We start from the raw sequence: 15,619 nt of genomic DNA, 5'->3' as shown, positions 1-15,619 counted from the left end.
AATACCTGCCTGTCACGCAGGGGGTCGCGGGTTCGAGTCCCGTCCGTTCCGCCACCCTATTTAGGGGCGTAGTTCAATTGGTAGAGCACCGGTCTCCAAAACCGGGTGTTGGGAGTTCGAGTCTCTCCGCCCCTGCCAGAAACAATCCTTAGCAGTTACTGCTAAGGATTTTTTTTTGCTTTTTTTCATCTTTGTAAAGCAGGATGCCTTGCAGCAGCACCCTTAACACAGATTCAGTCAATTACTTTGATCTTTAACAGGTCTTTGATCTGGTTCTGTTTATCACTGTTTTGCAGCCAGATTGCATAAAGTGGGCGGGAAAGCGTTGCTGCATCTGCAACCGGATGCAATCCCTCCTTTTGCGCTGCCCACGTAACGGGCAACCATGTACAGCCATTCAATTGCGGTAATTGCTGATGTGCAACCTCAGCAGAACTGGTCGTTAATGTCGGAACATCATCACTGGCAATCAATTCTGCTTCATGCTGCTGAAAATCCGGACCCCATTCAAGACGAAGATAATTGAGTTCGGATTTATTCTTTTCAGGTGCGGCGCAATACAGTGCCAGCGTGAAATGGCCCAGCAACTGGCTGCTAAACTCGTCCATCTTCGGTGTTTCTGTGGTGATCAGCAGATCTAACTGGCGTTCATGTAATTGCTTAACCAGCGACTGCCGTTGCGCAATTCGCGCTTCAAACTGCAGGTTGGCTTCCAGATCGTATAGCCGACTCAACCAGTCGCTAAGCATGCATTCCCACAGCGATGCACTCGCGCCAATAGAAAATTGGTGGTGTCGCGAAGTATGGGCGACCTCTTTTCTCGCTGCCTGCCATGTGCTCATTAATGTTTCTGCATAGGGCAGGAGCTTCTCTCCGGCAGCAGTGAGGCGGATGTTATTACGATGACGTGTAAAAAGATTAACCCCGAGCTGGTTCTCCAACTGCCGAATACGAAAACTCACCGCAGATTGCGTCAGATAAAGGGCCTCGGCTGCACGCCCAAAGTGACGCGTCCTGCTTACTTCCAGGAAAGTTTTTAATAATTCCGTATCCACGGCTTTCTCCACAAAAAAATTTGTCGTAATGATTTAAATGTTTTGTTTTACACTCTGTCAAGCGTAACTAATACTCCGCGCCATAAATAGCTCGGCCAAAGAATTAGGAGCGTGCAGGATGGCGGAAAGCTTTACGACGACGAATCGTTTTTTCGACAATAAAAATTATCCACGCGGGTTCTCTCGCCACGGTGATTTCACCATCAAAGAGGCTCAACTGCTTGAGCGTCATGGTTATGCTTTTAACGAGCTGGAGCTCGGTAAGCGCGAACCGATGACCGAAGAGGAAACTCAATTTATCGCAGTTTGCCGTGGAGAGCGTGAACCCAGCACTGAAGCAGAACGTGTCTGGATCAAGTATATGGCACGTATCAAACGTCCGAAGCGTTTTCATACTTTGTCTGGCGGTAAACCTCAGACAGAAGGCGCGGAAGACTACACGGATTCCGAAGATTGAAAAAAGGGGCTACGGCCCCTTTTTTTATGTCAGCATTTTTTGCAGATGAATGAGTAACCTGTCGATAGCCCGGTAGCTTAGCGCTTCTTGTAAATGTACACGCTGTATCCTCTCTTGTTGCTCAAGATCGGCGATGGTTCTGGCTACCTTAAGCAGACGCTGCCATGCCCTGATAGAAAGGCCCAGACGTATTAGTGTCTCTTCTAGCCAGCCTCCATCCTCTTTCGTCAGTGCGCAAAACTGGCGGGTTTCATTTCCTTCCAGCCGCGCGTTCAGTTTCTTCTGCCGTTCAAATTGCTGCGTCTGTGCCGCAATAACGCGGGCGCGTACTACCTCACTACTTTCTCCCCGAACTTGGGCCTGGCTCATTATCCCAGCGACAGGCAAAGGGATCTCAAGGGAGAGGTCAAAGCGATCGAGAAACGGCCCGGAAAGCCTTCCCAGATAGCGTAGCGTTTGTTCCGGTGTACAACGGTTATGGTTACCCTGATAGTGCCCGGTTGGGCTGGGATTCATGGCGGCGATCAATTGAAAGCGTGCAGGATATGTGACCTTGGCCCTGGTTCTTGAAATGTGTATTTGCCCTGACTCGATAGGCTCACGCAGTGCATCCAGCACCCGTCTTTCAAATTCCGGTAATTCATCAAGAAATAACACGCCGTTATGCGCTAACGATATTTCACCCGGACCGGGCATTGCCCCTCCCCCCACCATTGCTGTTAGTGATGCGCTGTGGTGAGGTGCCCGAAAAGGGCGGCGGCGCCAGTTACGCGTAATAGCAGAGGTATTAACCACACTCATCACTGCGGCGCTCTCCAGCGCCTCCTGGTTACTGAGTATGGGCAACAGTCCACCCAGACGGCTCGCCAGCATTGTTTTCCCCGTTCCGGGAGGGCCAATAAGCAGCAAATTGTGCCCACCAGCGGCTGTGATTTCCAGCGCACGCTTTCCTTGTTCCTGCCCGATCACATCACTTATATCTTCACTATATGCTTCCTGAGCACTGTGATATGGCGTGGGGGGCGGTAACGTATGCTTTTCTTCCAGAAAAGCGCAGACTTGTTGCAAATGGCTGGCAATCAGGCAATCGCATGTCTGAGCCAGGCTGGCTTCGGATTCGTTCTCCTGGGCGAGGATAATTTTTCTTTTCGCTTTAACCGCTTCCATGACACAGGAGATAGCCCCGGGGACTCCGCGTAATGCGCCTGTAAGCGCCAGTTCTCCAACAAACTCATAATCGCTTAACTGGGGCGTTTTAAGTTGCTCAGACGCAGCGAGAAGCGCAATAGCGATGGGCAAATCGTAACGACCGCCCTCCTTTGGAAGATCTGCCGGCGCGAGGTTGATGGTGATGCGTTTTGCCGGAAAATCATAACCGCTGTTGATGATGGCGCTGCGGACCCGGTCACGTGCTTCTTTAACAGTAGCTTCTGGCAGGCCAACAATCGTCAGCCCGGGGAGCCCGTTGCTGATATGGACTTCCACCGTCACGAGTGGTGCCGCGACGCCAAGCGCCGCGCGTGTGTAAATAACCGATAATGCCATAGTCTCTCCTTTTGTCGCATTATCGCCGCCTGATTTTGCTTTTTCTCTGCCTTTTGGTAAAAAGCATGTGATGCTTTCTGACTTTTCGATGTAAATCATGCGAATTTGCTCCGGGCTGGAATAGCGGTCCTAAAATTGTCATGAAGAGAGGCAATCCCTGGTGTGATTGAAGAATAAATGAAATTTTTTCACTGTGATTTTTTGTGATGTAAATCAAAGGTTTTTCAACAGCCGTCCTGGCAGGGCGTAGCGTTTGTCATAAATATTTCTTGTGTCTTGTCGCAAATCTGTGATACCTCTTTAGGTATTCCTTCGAACATGAAGCAAGAACGAACACAAATGAAAGCCCTTCTACGAGTGATTAGCCTGGTCGTGATTAGCGTGGTGGTGATTATTATCCCACCGTGCGGGGCTGCACTTGGACGAGGAAAGGCTTAAAAAACAAGCCTTAACGAACTAAGACCCCCGCACCGAAAGGTCCGGGGGTTTTTTTATGACCTAAAAATATAAACGAGGAGCAGACAATGAGTTGTAGCATAAAATTCTGTTTCTCCCGATATCCGGCGGGGAACTAACTATGAATGGGGCACAGTGGGTTGTACATGCGTTGCGGGCACAAAAAGTGGATACGGTTTTCGGTTATCCGGGTGGCGCAATTATGCCGGTTTATGATGCTCTGTATGACGGCGGCGTGGAACACCTACTGTGCCGGCACGAGCAGGGCGCGGCAATGGCTGCCATTGGCTATGCCCGTTCAACGGGTAAAACGGGTGTCTGTATTGCCACTTCTGGCCCCGGTGCCACCAACCTCATCACCGGGCTTGCCGATGCGTTGTTAGACTCCGTTCCGGTCGTCGCAATTACCGGTCAGGTTGCCGCGCCGTTTATTGGCACCGATGCATTTCAGGAAGTTGACGTGCTGGGATTATCACTGGCTTGTACGAAGCACAGCTTCCTGGTGGAGTCGCTGGAAGAGTTACCCCGGGTGATGGCTGAAGCCTTCCATATTGCCAGTTCCGGTCGCCCCGGCCCTGTACTGGTTGATATTCCGAAAGACATCCAGCTCGCCGTTGGCGATCTGGAGCCCTATTTTTCCACCGTTGACGATGATGTCTCTTTTCCACAGGAGCAGGTAGTACAGGCTCGCCTGATGCTCTCTCATGCTAAAAAACCGATGCTATATGTCGGCGGTGGTGTTGGCCTGGCGCAGGCTGTTCCAGCGTTGCGTGAGTTCCTCACGGTGACCCAAATGCCGGTGGCCTGCACGCTGAAAGGGTTGGGCGCGGTAGAAACGGAATACGCTTATTACCTCGGTATGCTGGGTATGCATGGCACAAAAGCGGCGAACTTTGCGGTGCAGGAGTGCGACTTACTGGTCGCAGTTGGCGCGCGTTTTGACGATCGTGTAACCGGCAAACTAAACACTTTCGCTCCGCACGCTAAAGTCATCCATCTGGATATCGACCCGGCTGAAATGAGTAAATTGCGTCAGGCGCATGTTGCGTTACAGGGCGATTTAAACGCGCTGTTACCCGCTTTGCAGCAGCCGCTGGCCATTGACGCATGGCGTCAATACAATGCCGACCTGCGTCGTGAACACGCCTGGCGTTACGATCACCCTGGCGACGCCATCTATGCACCGCTGTTATTAAAGCAGCTCTCCGAGCGTAAACCGGCAAACAGCGTGGTGACCACGGATGTCGGCCAACATCAGATGTGGGCTGCCCAGCATCTGAGCATTACTCGCCCGGAAAATTTCATCACTTCCAGCGGCCTGGGAACCATGGGGTTCGGTTTGCCTGCGGCAGTTGGCGCGCAGGTTGCCCGCCCCGATGATACCGTTATCTGTATTTCTGGTGACGGCTCATTCATGATGAATGTTCAGGAACTGGGCACCGTTAAACGAAAACAGTTACCACTGAAGATTGTTTTACTGGATAACCAGCGGTTAGGGATGGTTCGACAGTGGCAGCAGTTATTTTTCAATGAGCGTTATAGCGAAACCACCCTGACTGATAACCCCGATTTCCTCATGCTGGCCAGCGCCTTTGGCATCCCCGGTCAGCACATCACCCGTAAAGACCAGGTTGAAGCGGCACTCGACACCCTGTTTTCGTGCCAGGGGCCATATTTGCTTCATGTCTCAATCGACGAGCTTGAGAATGTCTGGCCGTTGGTGCCGCCGGGCGCCAGTAATGCACAAATGCTGGAGAAATTATCATGATGCAACATCAGGTCGCCGTAGAGGCCCGCTTAAATCCGGAAACGTTAGAACGCGTATTGCGTGTGGTGCGCCACCGTGGCTTTCAGGTGTGCGCCATGAACATGGAAACCGACAGCGATGCGCGCCACATAAATATTGAATTGACCGTTGCCAGCCCTCGGCCTGTCGAATTACTGTTTAGCCAGTTGAGCAAACTTGTCGACGTTGCCAGGGTTGATATCCGACAGCGCGCCACATCATCACAATCACAACAGATCCGCGCGTAAGCGCAATAGGAAGAACAATGACGACGAAAAAAGCAGACTACATTTGGTTCAATGGCGAGATGGTTCGTTGGGAGGACGCGAAAGTCCACGTGATGTCCCACGCGCTGCACTATGGTACGTCTGTGTTTGAAGGTATCCGCTGCTACGACTCTCATAAAGGTCCGGTTGTCTTCCGCCATCGTGAACATATGCAGCGCCTGCAGGACTCCGCCAAAATTTATCGTTTCCCGGTTTCCCAAAGCACAGACGAGCTGATGGAAGCGTGCCGTGAAGTAATTCGTAAAAACAATCTGACCAGCGCTTATATCCGTCCGCTAGTGTTTGTCGGCGATGTCGGTATGGGCGTGAACCCGCCAGCCGGTTACACCACAGATGTCATCATCGCTGCGTTCCCGTGGGGCGCTTACCTGGGCGCTGAAGCATTGGATCAAGGGATCGACGCCATGGTTTCCTCGTGGAACCGCGTTGCACCGAACACCATTCCAACGGCGGCAAAAGCCGGTGGGAACTACCTTTCTTCACTGTTGGTGGGTAGCGAAGCGCGCCGCCACGGCTACCAGGAAGGGATTGCGCTGGATGTGCACGGTTATATCTCTGAAGGCGCGGGCGAAAACCTGTTTGAAGTGAAAGATGGCATTTTGTTCACACCGCCGTTTACCTCCTCCGCACTGCCGGGCATCACCCGTGACGCCATCATTAAACTGGCGAAAGAGCTGAACATTGAAGTGCGTGAGCAGGTGCTGTCTCGCGAATCCCTGTACCTGGCTGATGAAGTCTTTATGTCGGGTACCGCAGCAGAGATTACGCCGGTACGCAGCGTGGATGGTATTCAGGTAGGTGAAGGGCGATGCGGCCCGGTTACCAAACGTATTCAGCAAGCATTCTTTGGCCTCTTCACCGGTGAAACGGAAGATAAATGGGGCTGGTTGGATCAAGTTAACCAATAAATACCCGTCATACTTCAGGTTGTAGGTGCGTTGGCTGCACGCGTTCGTCCCTATGCAGGGTTCTGGGACTCACCGGCTTGCCGCCCTCCTGCAACCAGAATTATTCAGGGTATACAGAGAAATATGGGGTGGCACGCACCATCCCATCTACAGGATAGACTGGGAGTTTAAGCATGCCTAAGTACCGTTCCGCCACTACCACCCATGGGCGCAATATGGCGGGTGCCCGCGCGCTGTGGCGCGCAACCGGGATGACCGATGCTGATTTCGGCAAACCGATTATTGCTGTCGTGAACTCGTTTACCCAGTTCGTGCCGGGTCACGTCCACCTGCGCGATCTTGGTAAGCTGGTTGCGGAGCAGATTGAAGCTGCCGGCGGCGTGGCGAAAGAGTTCAATACCATTGCTGTGGATGATGGTATCGCCATGGGACACGGCGGCATGCTTTACTCACTGCCCTCCCGCGAACTGATTGCAGATTCCGTTGAATACATGGTGAATGCCCACTGCGCTGATGCAATGGTGTGTATTTCCAACTGTGACAAAATCACGCCGGGGATGTTAATGGCCTCCCTGCGTCTGAACATTCCGGTGATTTTCGTTTCCGGCGGCCCCATGGAAGCCGGGAAAACCAAACTCTCCAACCAGATCATCAAACTCGATCTGGTAGACGCAATGATTCAGGGCGCCGACCCGAAAGTCTCTGATGACCAGAGCGAGCAGGTTGAGCGTTCCGCCTGTCCAACCTGCGGTTCCTGTTCAGGCATGTTTACCGCCAACTCAATGAACTGCCTGACCGAAGCGCTGGGCCTCTCGCAGCCGGGCAATGGTTCACTGCTCGCTACCCATGCCGATCGCAAGGATCTGTTTATCAATGCCGGTAAACGCATTGTTGAACTGACTAAACGTTATTACGAGCAGGACGATGCCAGTGCGTTGCCGCGTAATATCGCAAGCAAAGCGGCGTTTGAAAACGCCATGACGCTGGACATAGCCATGGGCGGCTCGACCAACACCGTGCTGCACCTGCTGGCAGCGGCCCAGGAAGCTGAAATTGATTTCACCATGAGTGATATCGACAAGCTTTCCTGTAAGGTGCCGCAGCTGTGTAAGGTCGCACCAAGCACACAGAAATACCATATGGAAGATGTGCACCGTGCCGGTGGCGTGTTGGGCATTCTGGGTGAGCTTGACCGCGCAAATCTGTTGAACCGCGATGTGAAGAACGTGCTGGGCCTGACGCTGCCGCAAACGCTGGAACAATACGATGTGATGCTGACCAAAGACGAGGCGGTAAAAAACATGTTCCGCGCAGGTCCGGCGGGTATTCGTACCACGCAGGCATTCTCGCAGAGTTGCCGTTGGGACACCCTGGATGACGATCGCGCCGAAGGTTGCATCCGTTCGCTGGAGCATGCTTACAGCAAAGATGGTGGCCTGGCCGTGCTGTATGGCAACTTTGCTGAAAACGGCTGTATCGTAAAAACCGCTGGCGTTGACGACAGCAACCTGACATTTACTGGGCCGGCAAAGGTGTACGAAAGCCAGGATGCGGCAGTTGAAGCTATTCTTGGCGGCAAAGTAGTTGCTGGCGATGTGGTGGTGATCCGCTACGAAGGCCCTAAAGGTGGCCCGGGGATGCAAGAGATGCTCTATCCAACCAGCTTCCTGAAATCAATGGGGCTGGGCAAAGCCTGTGCTTTGATCACCGATGGCCGTTTCTCCGGCGGCACGTCCGGTTTGTCCATCGGTCACGTTTCCCCGGAGGCGGCCAGTGGCGGCAATATCGGCCTGATTGAAGATGGCGATATTATTGCGATTGATATCCCGAGCCGCGGCATTCAGCTGCAGCTGAGCGAGAGTGAACTGGCTGCCCGTCGTGAAGCACAGGAAGCCCGTGGCGATAAAGCCTGGACACCTGTTGATCGTGAACGTCAGGTTTCCTTCGCGCTCCGCGCTTATGCCAGCCTGGCGACCAGTGCAGACAAGGGTGCCGTCCGCGATAAATCAAAACTTGGGGGTTAAGTATGGCCGAGTCCCAACCCCTCTCTGCCGCCCCTGAGGGGGCGGAATATCTGAGAGCGGTGCTACGTGCGCCAGTGTATGAAGTGGCACAGGTAACGCCGTTACAAAAAATGGAAAAGCTCTCTTCGCGCCTCGACAATGTGATCCTGGTGAAACGCGAAGACCGGCAGCCGGTACACAGTTTTAAATTGCGCGGTGCTTACGCAATGATTGCTGGCCTGACGGCGGAGCAAAAAGCACAAGGTGTGATCACCGCGTCTGCGGGTAATCATGCGCAGGGTGTAGCGATGTCGTCCACACGGCTGGGCATCAAGTCGCTGATTGTCATGCCGGTTGCTACCGCCGATATCAAAGTGGATGCTGTTCGCGGCTTTGGCGGCGAGGTGTTGCTGCACGGGGCCAACTTTGATGAAGCGAAAGCCAAAGCCATTGCGCTTTCACAACAGCAAGGGTTTACCTTCGTACCGCCGTTTGATCATCCGATGGTGATTGCCGGGCAGGGCACGCTGGCGCTGGAGTTGCTGCAACAGGACGCGCATATCGATCGCGTTTTTGTGCCGGTTGGCGGCGGCGGTCTGGCGGCGGGTGTGGCGGTACTGATCAAGCAACTGATGCCGCAAATTAAAGTCATTGCTGTGGAAGCAGAAGATTCAGCCTGCCTGAAAGCTGCGTTGGATGCCGGTCACCCGGTGGATTTACCCCGCGTGGGGCTGTTTGCCGAAGGCGTGGCGGTAAAACGTATTGGGGATGAAACGTTCCGCCTGTGTCAGGAGTATCTCGACGATATCATCACGGTCGATAGCGATGCGATTTGCGCGGCGATGAAAGATCTGTTTGAAGATGTTCGTGCAGTGGCGGAGCCATCTGGTGCGCTGGCGCTGGCAGGCATGAAGAAATACGTCGCCAGACACAACATTCGTGGCGAAAGGCTGGCGCACGTGCTTTCTGGCGCGAACGTCAATTTCCATGGTCTGCGCTATGTCTCCGAGCGTTGCGAATTGGGCGAACAGCGTGAAGCTCTGTTGGCGGTAACCATTCCTGAAGGGAAAGGCAGTTTCCTGAAGTTCTGCCAGTTGCTGGGGGGACGTTCCGTCACTGAGTTTAATTACCGTTTTGCCGATGCCAAAGACGCCTGCATTTTTGTCGGGGTGCGTTTAAGCCGCGGGCTGGATGAGCGCAAAGAGATCCTCGATCTGCTGCATCAGGGTGGCTATAGCGTGGTGGATCTCTCCGACGATGAGATGGCGAAGCTGCATGTGCGCTATATGGTTGGCGGCCGGCCTTCGAAACCGTTGCAAGAACGCCTTTATAGTTTTGAATTCCCGGAATCACCTGGCGCGTTGCTAAAATTTTTGCACACGCTCGGCACCCACTGGAATATCTCGCTATTCCACTATCGTAGCCACGGCACCGACTATGGCCGCGTGCTGGCAGCGTTTGAACTGGGCGATCATGAACCGGATTTCGAAACCCGGCTCAATGAACTGGGCTATGATTGCCACGAAGAAACGCATAACCCGGCTTTCCGGTTTTTCCTCGCGGGCTAGTGGTCAGGCAGAATTTGCCAGAAAGCACTGATAAGCGGCTCATGCAGCCGCTTTTTTTGTGCGCAGACACCCAACTCAAACGGTGTTTTCTCATCACTGCGTTCGAGGATCATCACGCGGTTACGCACCGGTTCCGGGCTGTTCTCCAGCACGATTTCCGGGATGAGTGCGACGCCGCAACCCAGCGCCACCATGGATACCATTGCTTCGTGGCCGCCAACGGTGGCGTAAATCGAGGGATTGCTAATTTTATGTCGGCGGAACCACAACTCAATGCGTCTGCGCACTGGCCCTTGATCGGCCATGATAAACGGGATTGTGGACCAGTCGGGTTCCGTGACAGAAACCTGGCTACGCACCGGGCAGGGAAGTGCCGGGGCAATCAACACCACTGCCAGGTTCTCCAGCATGGAGAACGCCACCGCCCCTGGTAGCATCTCCGGTTTACCCGCAATAGCCAGATCCGCTTCGCCAGTGACCACCTTTTCCATCGCATCGGCGGCATCGCCAGTGGTGAGTTTAATTTCCACCGAAGGATGCTCCGCGCGGAAGCGATCGAGAATGGGCGGCAAGTGGCTATATGCTGCGGTAACCGAGCAGAAGAGATGTAGCTCGCCAGAGAGTGAAGGGCCTTGTTGGTCGATGGTGTGGCGGAGTTGCTGATACTGCAATAAAGTTTGTTGAGCGAAAACGCGAAGTTCTTCTCCTGCATCGGTCAACGTGACGGTGCGGTTATCGCGCACGAACAGTGGCTGGCCGAGATCCTCTTCCAGCCGCTGGATCTGACGTGAAAGTGTGGAAGGGCTGACATGCATGGCCCGCGCGCTGCGGCCAAAATGACGACTTTCCGCGAGGTGCAGGAAGGTTTTCAGATCGCGTAAATCCATGAGACAGGCTCCACAAATTTGTATTGCAAAAATTGCAATGTCACATTGTTAATATATCAATTTAAGCAACGCATTTCCTGTCATATAGTGGGTTCAATGTCGCGAAACAGCGAACCGAACAATAAGCACAACAACACAACATCATGAGGTTTCACCATGGCTAACTACTTTAATACACTGAACCTGCGCCAGCAGCTGGCGCAGCTGGGCAAATGTCGCTTTATGGCGCGTGAAGAATTTGCCGATGGCGCAAGCTACCTTCAGGGTAAAAAAGTGGTCATCGTCGGTTGCGGTGCCCAGGGCCTCAACCAGGGCCTGAACATGCGCGACTCTGGTCTGGACATCTCCTATGCGCTGCGCAAAGAAGCCATTGCGGAGAAACGCGCCTCATGGCGTAAAGCCACCGAAAACGGTTTTAAAGTTGGCACTTATGAAGAGCTGATCCCGCAGGCGGACCTGGTGGTGAACCTGACGCCGGACAAACAGCACTCTGACGTTGTGCGTTCCGTACAACCGCTGATGAAAGACGGTGCCGCGCTGGGTTACTCGCACGGTTTTAACATCGTAGAAGTGGGCGAGCAGATCCGTAAAGACATCACCGTCGTAATGGTTGCACCGAAATGCCCGGGAACTGAAGTGCGTGAAGAGTACAAACGTGGTTTCGGCGTTCCAACCCTGATTGCTGTTCACCCGGAAAACGATCCGAAAGGTGAAGGTATGGCGATTGCTAAAGCCTGGGCAGCTGCAACCGGCGGTCACCGTGCGGGCGTTCTGGAATCTTCCTTCGTTGCAGAAGTGAAATCTGACTTAATGGGCGAACAGACCATTCTGTGTGGCATGTTGCAGGCCGGCTCTCTGCTGTGCTTCGACAAGCTGGTGGCTGAAGGTACCGACCCGGCGTACGCAGAAAAACTGATCCAGTTCGGTTGGGAAACCGTAACCGAAGCCCTGAAACAGGGCGGTATCACGCTGATGATGGACCGCCTGTCTAACCCGGCGAAACTGCGTGCTTATGCGCTGTCTGAGCAACTGAAAGGCATTATGGCGCCGCTGTTCCAGAAACATATGGATGACATCATCTCCGGTGAGTTCTCTTCCGGCATGATGGCTGACTGGGCAAACGATGATAAAAAACTGCTGACCTGGCGTGAAGAAACCGGTAAAACCGCGTTCGAAACCGCACCGCAGTATGAAGGTAAAATCAGCGAGCAGGAGTACTTCGATAAAGGCGTACTGATGATCGCCATGGTGAAAGCGGGCGTTGAGCTGGCATTCGAAACCATGGTGGCTTCTGGCATCATCGAAGAGTCGGCTTACTACGAATCGCTGCATGAACTGCCGCTGATTGCAAACACCATCGCCCGTAAGCGCCTGTATGAGATGAACGTGGTTATCTCTGATACAGCGGAGTACGGTAACTATCTGTTCTCTTATGCGTGTGTGCCGCTGCTGAAAGAGTTTATGACCACGCTGCAAACCGGCGACCTGGGCCAGGCGATTGCAGAAGGCGCAGTGGATAATGCGCAACTGCGTGATGTTAACGAAGCAATTCGCAGCCATGCCATCGAGAAAGTCGGCCACAAGCTGCGCGGTTATATGACGGATATGAAGCGTATCGCGGTCGCCGGCTAACGTTCTCGTCGTTTTGGCCGTGAGGCGAAAGCGACAGGGAAGACCGGAGTAAAAGAGAGGCCCGGGGGCGTTAGCGCTGCCGGGCTTTTTGTTTCAGGCATCTTGTTAGGCGTTTTTTAATGTAATAGTGTCAACGCCATGAAAATGAATAACTCCTTCTCCGCCACGCTGCATATCCTGCTGCATATGGAACAGGCGGAAAAACCCATGACCTCGGAACAGATGGCATCGTATATCGACGGTAATCCGGCGTTTATCCGTAAGCTGCTTGCGGGACTGCGTGAAAAAAAGATTGTGGTTGCCACCAAAGGCCACCACGGCGGCTGGCGGCTTTGCCGTCCTGCCAGCGACATCACGCTGTATGACATCTATATTGCGCTAGGGTCGCCAGCCTTGTTTGCGTTGGGTAATCGCAATGAGCAGCCTGCGTGTCTGGTGGAGCAAGGGGTCAATCGGGTAATGTCATCCACCCTTACCGACGCACAATCGCTTATTCTGACCCGTTTTAAAAGCCTGACGCTGCTGGACGTGGGGGCGGAATTTATCCACCACTTTAGCGACAAAGATCATGGTCATGATAAATGCAAAACCCCCCGTTAACAGAGGGGCTCACAGTATTAGTTACGGTACAGCACCTTAATGATGTGGTAACCGAACTGCGTGTGCAGCGGGCCAGTCGGTTCCAGTACCGGGCAGGAGAACACGACTTTATCGAATGCAGGGACCATTTGACCCTGGCGGAATTCGCCAAGGTGGCCACCTTTTTTGCCTGACGGGCAAATAGAGTGTTTCTTCGCCAGCTTCTCAAAATCGCCGCCGTTTTTGATCTGTTCCAGAAGATCCAACGCCAGTTTCTCTTCTTTAACAAGGATATGCAGTGCTGCTGCGGTTTTTGCCATGATCGTGCCTTGAGTGAGGTTGTTGAGGCTGGCTATACTACCACGCGATTTCTTCCCTCCCGACTTTTCATTGAGTGATCTTTTTATGCGTTTAAACCCCGGACAACAACAAGCCGTCGAATTTGTCACCGGACCTTGCCTGGTGCTGGCGGGAGCGGGATCCGGTAAAACACGCGTGATCACCAATAAAATCGCGCACTTAATCCGCGGTTGCGGCTATCAGGCGCGACACATTGCAGCGGTCACTTTTACCAATAAAGCTGCCCGCGAGATGAAAGAGCGTGTTGCCCAGACGTTGGGGCGTAAAGAAGCGCGCGGTTTGATGATTTCCACTTTCCATACGCTGGGGCTGGACATCATCAAGCGTGAGTATGTGGCGTTGGGTATGAAATCTAACTTCTCGTTATTTGACGACACCGATCAAGTCGCGTTGCTTAAGGATCTGACCGAAGGGCTGATCGACGATGACAAAGTGGTACTGCAACAGCTGATCTCGACGATCTCTAACTGGAAAAACGATCTGTTAACGCCTGAGCAGGCGGCCGCGCGTGCTGTTGGGGAGCGGGATCGTATTTTCGCTCACTGCTATAGCCTTTACACCACCCATATGAAGGCATGCAACGTCCTCGATTTTGACGACTTGATCCTGCTGCCGACGCTGTTGTTGCAGCGAAATGAAGAGGTGCGTGAGCGCTGGCAGAATAAGATCCGCTACCTGCTGGTAGATGAATATCAGGATACCAACACCAGCCAGTACGAATTGGTAAAGCTGCTGGTGGGTCAGCGCGCGCGCTTTACCGTGGTGGGGGACGATGACCAGTCGATTTATTCCTGGCGTGGCGCCCGGCCACAAAACCTGGTGCTGCTTAGCCAGGATTTCCCGGCATTGCAGGTGATCAAACTGGAGCAAAACTATCGCTCTTCGGGGCGTATTCTGAAAGCGGCCAACATCCTGATTGCCAATAACCCGCATGTTTTCGAAAAACGCCTGTTTTCGGAGCTGGGTTATGGAACGGAGTTAAAAGTCCTGAGCGCCAACCATGAGGAGCACGAAGCGGAACGTGTTACTGGCGAACTGATTGCCCATCATTTTGTGAATAAAACACAATATAAAGATTATGCCATCCTTTATCGCGGCAACCACCAGTCGCGCGTGTTTGAAAAATTCCTGATGCAAAACCGCATTCCTTACAAAATTTCTGGCGGTACTTCTTTCTTCTCACGCCCGGAAATCAAAGACTTGCTGGCCTATTTGCGGGTGCTGACCAACCCCGATGATGACAGCGCTTTTTTACGCATTGTGAATACGCCGAAGCGTGAAATCGGCTCTGCCACGCTGCAAAAGCTGGGAGAGTGGGCGATGGTGCGTAATAAAAGCCTGTTCGCCGCCAGTTTTGATGTGGGGCTCAATCAGACGTTGACCGGGCGCGGGTACGAGTCGTTGACGCGCTTTACCCAGTGGCTTGGCGAAGTGCAGCGTTTATCGGAGCGCGAACCGGTTGCTGCCGTGCGGGACCTGATCCACGGCATTGATTACGAATCCTGGCTTTTTGAAACCTCCGCCAGTCCAAAGGCGGCAGAAATGCGGATGAAGAACGTCAACACACTATTTGGATGGATGACAGAGATGCTGGAGGGGAATGAACTGGATGAGCCCATGACGCTGGATCAGGTCGTCACACGCTTTACGCTGCGCGACATGATGGAGCGTGGTGAAAGTGACGATGAATCCGACCAGGTTCAGTTGATGACGCTCCATGCGTCTAAAGGCCTTGAGTTCCCGTATGTCTTCCTGGTGGGTATGGAGGAGGGTTTACTCCCGCATCAAAGCAGTATCGATGAGGATAATGTTGATGAAGAGCGCCGCCTGGCGTATGTCGGTATTACCCGGGCACAAAAAGAGCTGATTTTCACGCTGTGCAAAGAGCGTCGCCAGTATGGCGAGCTGGTACGCCCGGAACCGAGCCGCTTCCTGCTTGAGTTACCGCAAGATGATCTCATTTGGGAGCAGGAGCGCAAAGTAGTCAGCGCTGAAGAGCGGATGCATAAAGGTCAGGCGAATGTCGCTAATATCCGCGCGATGCTGGCGAAAGCGAAAGGGAAATAAAAAGCCCGGAATGACCGGGCCTGTTCGGG

14 protein-coding genes and 1 tRNA gene are annotated in these 15,619 nt (G+C 53.3%); 11 read left to right on the top strand and 4 right to left on the bottom strand.

Annotation, left to right across the window (positions count from 1 at the left end):
* Positions 1 to 62: 62 nt before the first annotated feature.
* Positions 63 to 138: transfer RNA gene (locus tag RTX30_RS22345), tRNA-Trp, on the top strand.
* Positions 139 to 233: 95 nt separating this feature from the next.
* Here the strand turns inward: RTX30_RS22345 and hdfR are convergent.
* Positions 234 to 1,067: an HTH-type transcriptional regulator HdfR gene (gene hdfR, locus RTX30_RS22340; protein ID WP_312692988.1), complete on the bottom strand. Its 834-nt coding sequence runs from the start codon at positions 1,065 to 1,067 to the stop codon at positions 234 to 236.
* A 106-nt stretch (positions 1,068 to 1,173) separates the two neighbouring features.
* Here hdfR and RTX30_RS22335 point away from each other — a divergent pair, with 106 nt between their 5' ends.
* Positions 1,174 to 1,512 (top strand): DUF413 domain-containing protein, encoded by a 339-nt coding sequence (locus RTX30_RS22335; RefSeq protein WP_312692986.1) that lies wholly within the window; start codon positions 1,174 to 1,176, stop codon positions 1,510 to 1,512.
* A 24-nt stretch (positions 1,513 to 1,536) separates the two neighbouring features.
* On the opposite strand, the gene RTX30_RS22330 is transcribed toward RTX30_RS22335, so the two are convergent.
* Positions 1,537 to 3,057: a YifB family Mg chelatase-like AAA ATPase gene (locus RTX30_RS22330; RefSeq protein WP_312692984.1), complete on the bottom strand. Its 1,521-nt coding sequence runs from the start codon at positions 3,055 to 3,057 to the stop codon at positions 1,537 to 1,539.
* A 339-nt stretch (positions 3,058 to 3,396) separates the two neighbouring features.
* Here RTX30_RS22330 and ilvL point away from each other — a divergent pair, with 339 nt between their 5' ends.
* The 6 genes from ilvL to ilvA all read left to right on the top strand — a co-directional run bounded on the left by ilvL (position 3,397) and on the right by ilvA (position 10,065).
* On the top strand, positions 3,397 to 3,495 hold the full coding sequence (gene ilvL / locus RTX30_RS22325; RefSeq protein WP_015966468.1) for an ilv operon leader peptide: 99 nt from the start codon (positions 3,397 to 3,399) through the stop codon (positions 3,493 to 3,495).
* Positions 3,496 to 3,634: 139 nt separating this feature from the next.
* Complete coding sequence (gene ilvG, locus RTX30_RS22320) at positions 3,635 to 5,281, top strand: acetolactate synthase 2 catalytic subunit (protein ID WP_312692979.1); 1,647 nt, start codon at positions 3,635 to 3,637, stop codon at positions 5,279 to 5,281.
* Positions 5,278 to 5,547 carry an acetolactate synthase 2 small subunit gene (ilvM, locus tag RTX30_RS22315; protein WP_312692977.1) on the top strand — a complete coding sequence of 90 codons (270 nt, stop codon included), beginning with the start codon at positions 5,278 to 5,280 and terminating at the stop codon, positions 5,545 to 5,547. The genes ilvG and ilvM overlap by 4 nt, the downstream gene beginning before the upstream one ends.
* A gap of 17 nt (positions 5,548 to 5,564) precedes the next feature.
* Complete coding sequence (ilvE, locus tag RTX30_RS22310) at positions 5,565 to 6,494, top strand: branched-chain-amino-acid transaminase (RefSeq protein ID WP_312692975.1); 930 nt, start codon at positions 5,565 to 5,567, stop codon at positions 6,492 to 6,494.
* Between the two features lie 173 nt (positions 6,495 to 6,667).
* Positions 6,668 to 8,518, top strand: a complete 1,851-nt coding sequence (gene ilvD, locus RTX30_RS22305; protein WP_312692973.1) for a dihydroxy-acid dehydratase — start codon at positions 6,668 to 6,670, stop codon at positions 8,516 to 8,518.
* 2 nt (positions 8,519 to 8,520) lie between these two features.
* Positions 8,521 to 10,065, top strand: coding sequence for a threonine ammonia-lyase, biosynthetic (gene ilvA, locus RTX30_RS22300; protein WP_312692971.1), 1,545 nt, complete (start codon positions 8,521 to 8,523; stop codon positions 10,063 to 10,065).
* Here ilvA and ilvY read toward each other — a convergent pair.
* Positions 10,062 to 10,952, bottom strand: coding sequence for an HTH-type transcriptional activator IlvY (gene ilvY / locus RTX30_RS22295; protein ID WP_312692969.1), 891 nt, complete (start codon positions 10,950 to 10,952; stop codon positions 10,062 to 10,064). The two genes, ilvA and ilvY, sit on opposite strands and share 4 nt — an antisense overlap.
* A 156-nt stretch (positions 10,953 to 11,108) precedes the next feature.
* On the opposite strand from ilvY, the gene ilvC reads away from it, so the two are divergent.
* A complete protein-coding gene (gene ilvC / locus RTX30_RS22290) occupies positions 11,109 to 12,584 on the top strand; it encodes a ketol-acid reductoisomerase (protein ID WP_312692967.1) in 1,476 nt (491 codons plus the stop codon).
* Between the two features lie 138 nt (positions 12,585 to 12,722).
* The gene (locus RTX30_RS22285; RefSeq protein WP_312692965.1) at positions 12,723 to 13,184 is read left to right on the top strand and encodes an Rrf2 family transcriptional regulator; all 462 of its coding nucleotides are present in this window, start codon (positions 12,723 to 12,725) and stop codon (positions 13,182 to 13,184) included.
* Between the two features lie 17 nt (positions 13,185 to 13,201).
* Here the strand turns inward: RTX30_RS22285 and ppiC are convergent, their stop codons facing one another.
* Positions 13,202 to 13,483 carry a peptidylprolyl isomerase PpiC gene (ppiC, locus tag RTX30_RS22280; RefSeq protein ID WP_001140255.1) on the bottom strand — a complete coding sequence of 94 codons (282 nt, stop codon included), beginning with the start codon at positions 13,481 to 13,483 and terminating at the stop codon, positions 13,202 to 13,204.
* A gap of 85 nt (positions 13,484 to 13,568) precedes the next feature.
* Between ppiC and rep the strand changes: the two genes are divergently transcribed.
* Complete coding sequence (gene rep / locus RTX30_RS22275) at positions 13,569 to 15,590, top strand: DNA helicase Rep (protein ID WP_312692963.1); 2,022 nt, start codon at positions 13,569 to 13,571, stop codon at positions 15,588 to 15,590.
* Positions 15,591 to 15,619 lie beyond the last annotated feature (29 nt).

Origin of the sequence: Kosakonia sp. (assembly GCF_032052965.1) — a bacterium.
GTDB lineage: Bacteria > Pseudomonadota > Gammaproteobacteria > Enterobacterales > Enterobacteriaceae > Kosakonia.
This window is presented reverse-complemented; position numbering and strand designations above follow the sequence as displayed.

Coding starts and splice junctions, on each gene's coding strand:
- RTX30_RS22335 (WP_312692986.1), top strand. CDS start 1,174: ATGGCGGAAAGCTTTACGACGACGAATCGTTTTTTCGACAATAAAAAT.
- RTX30_RS22330 (WP_312692984.1), bottom strand. CDS start 3,057: ATGGCATTATCGGTTATTTACACACGCGCGGCGCTTGGCGTCGCGGCA.
- ilvL (WP_015966468.1), top strand. CDS start 3,397: ATGAAAGCCCTTCTACGAGTGATTAGCCTGGTCGTGATTAGCGTGGTG.
- ilvG (WP_312692979.1), top strand. CDS start 3,635: ATGAATGGGGCACAGTGGGTTGTACATGCGTTGCGGGCACAAAAAGTG.
- ilvM (WP_312692977.1), top strand. CDS start 5,278: ATGATGCAACATCAGGTCGCCGTAGAGGCCCGCTTAAATCCGGAAACG.
- ilvE (WP_312692975.1), top strand. CDS start 5,565: ATGACGACGAAAAAAGCAGACTACATTTGGTTCAATGGCGAGATGGTT.
- ilvD (WP_312692973.1), top strand. CDS start 6,668: ATGCCTAAGTACCGTTCCGCCACTACCACCCATGGGCGCAATATGGCG.
- ilvA (WP_312692971.1), top strand. CDS start 8,521: ATGGCCGAGTCCCAACCCCTCTCTGCCGCCCCTGAGGGGGCGGAATAT.
- ilvY (WP_312692969.1), bottom strand. CDS start 10,952: ATGGATTTACGCGATCTGAAAACCTTCCTGCACCTCGCGGAAAGTCGT.
- ilvC (WP_312692967.1), top strand. CDS start 11,109: ATGGCTAACTACTTTAATACACTGAACCTGCGCCAGCAGCTGGCGCAG.
- RTX30_RS22285 (WP_312692965.1), top strand. CDS start 12,723: ATGAAAATGAATAACTCCTTCTCCGCCACGCTGCATATCCTGCTGCAT.
- ppiC (WP_001140255.1), bottom strand. CDS start 13,483: ATGGCAAAAACCGCAGCAGCACTGCATATCCTTGTTAAAGAAGAGAAA.
- rep (WP_312692963.1), top strand. CDS start 13,569: ATGCGTTTAAACCCCGGACAACAACAAGCCGTCGAATTTGTCACCGGA.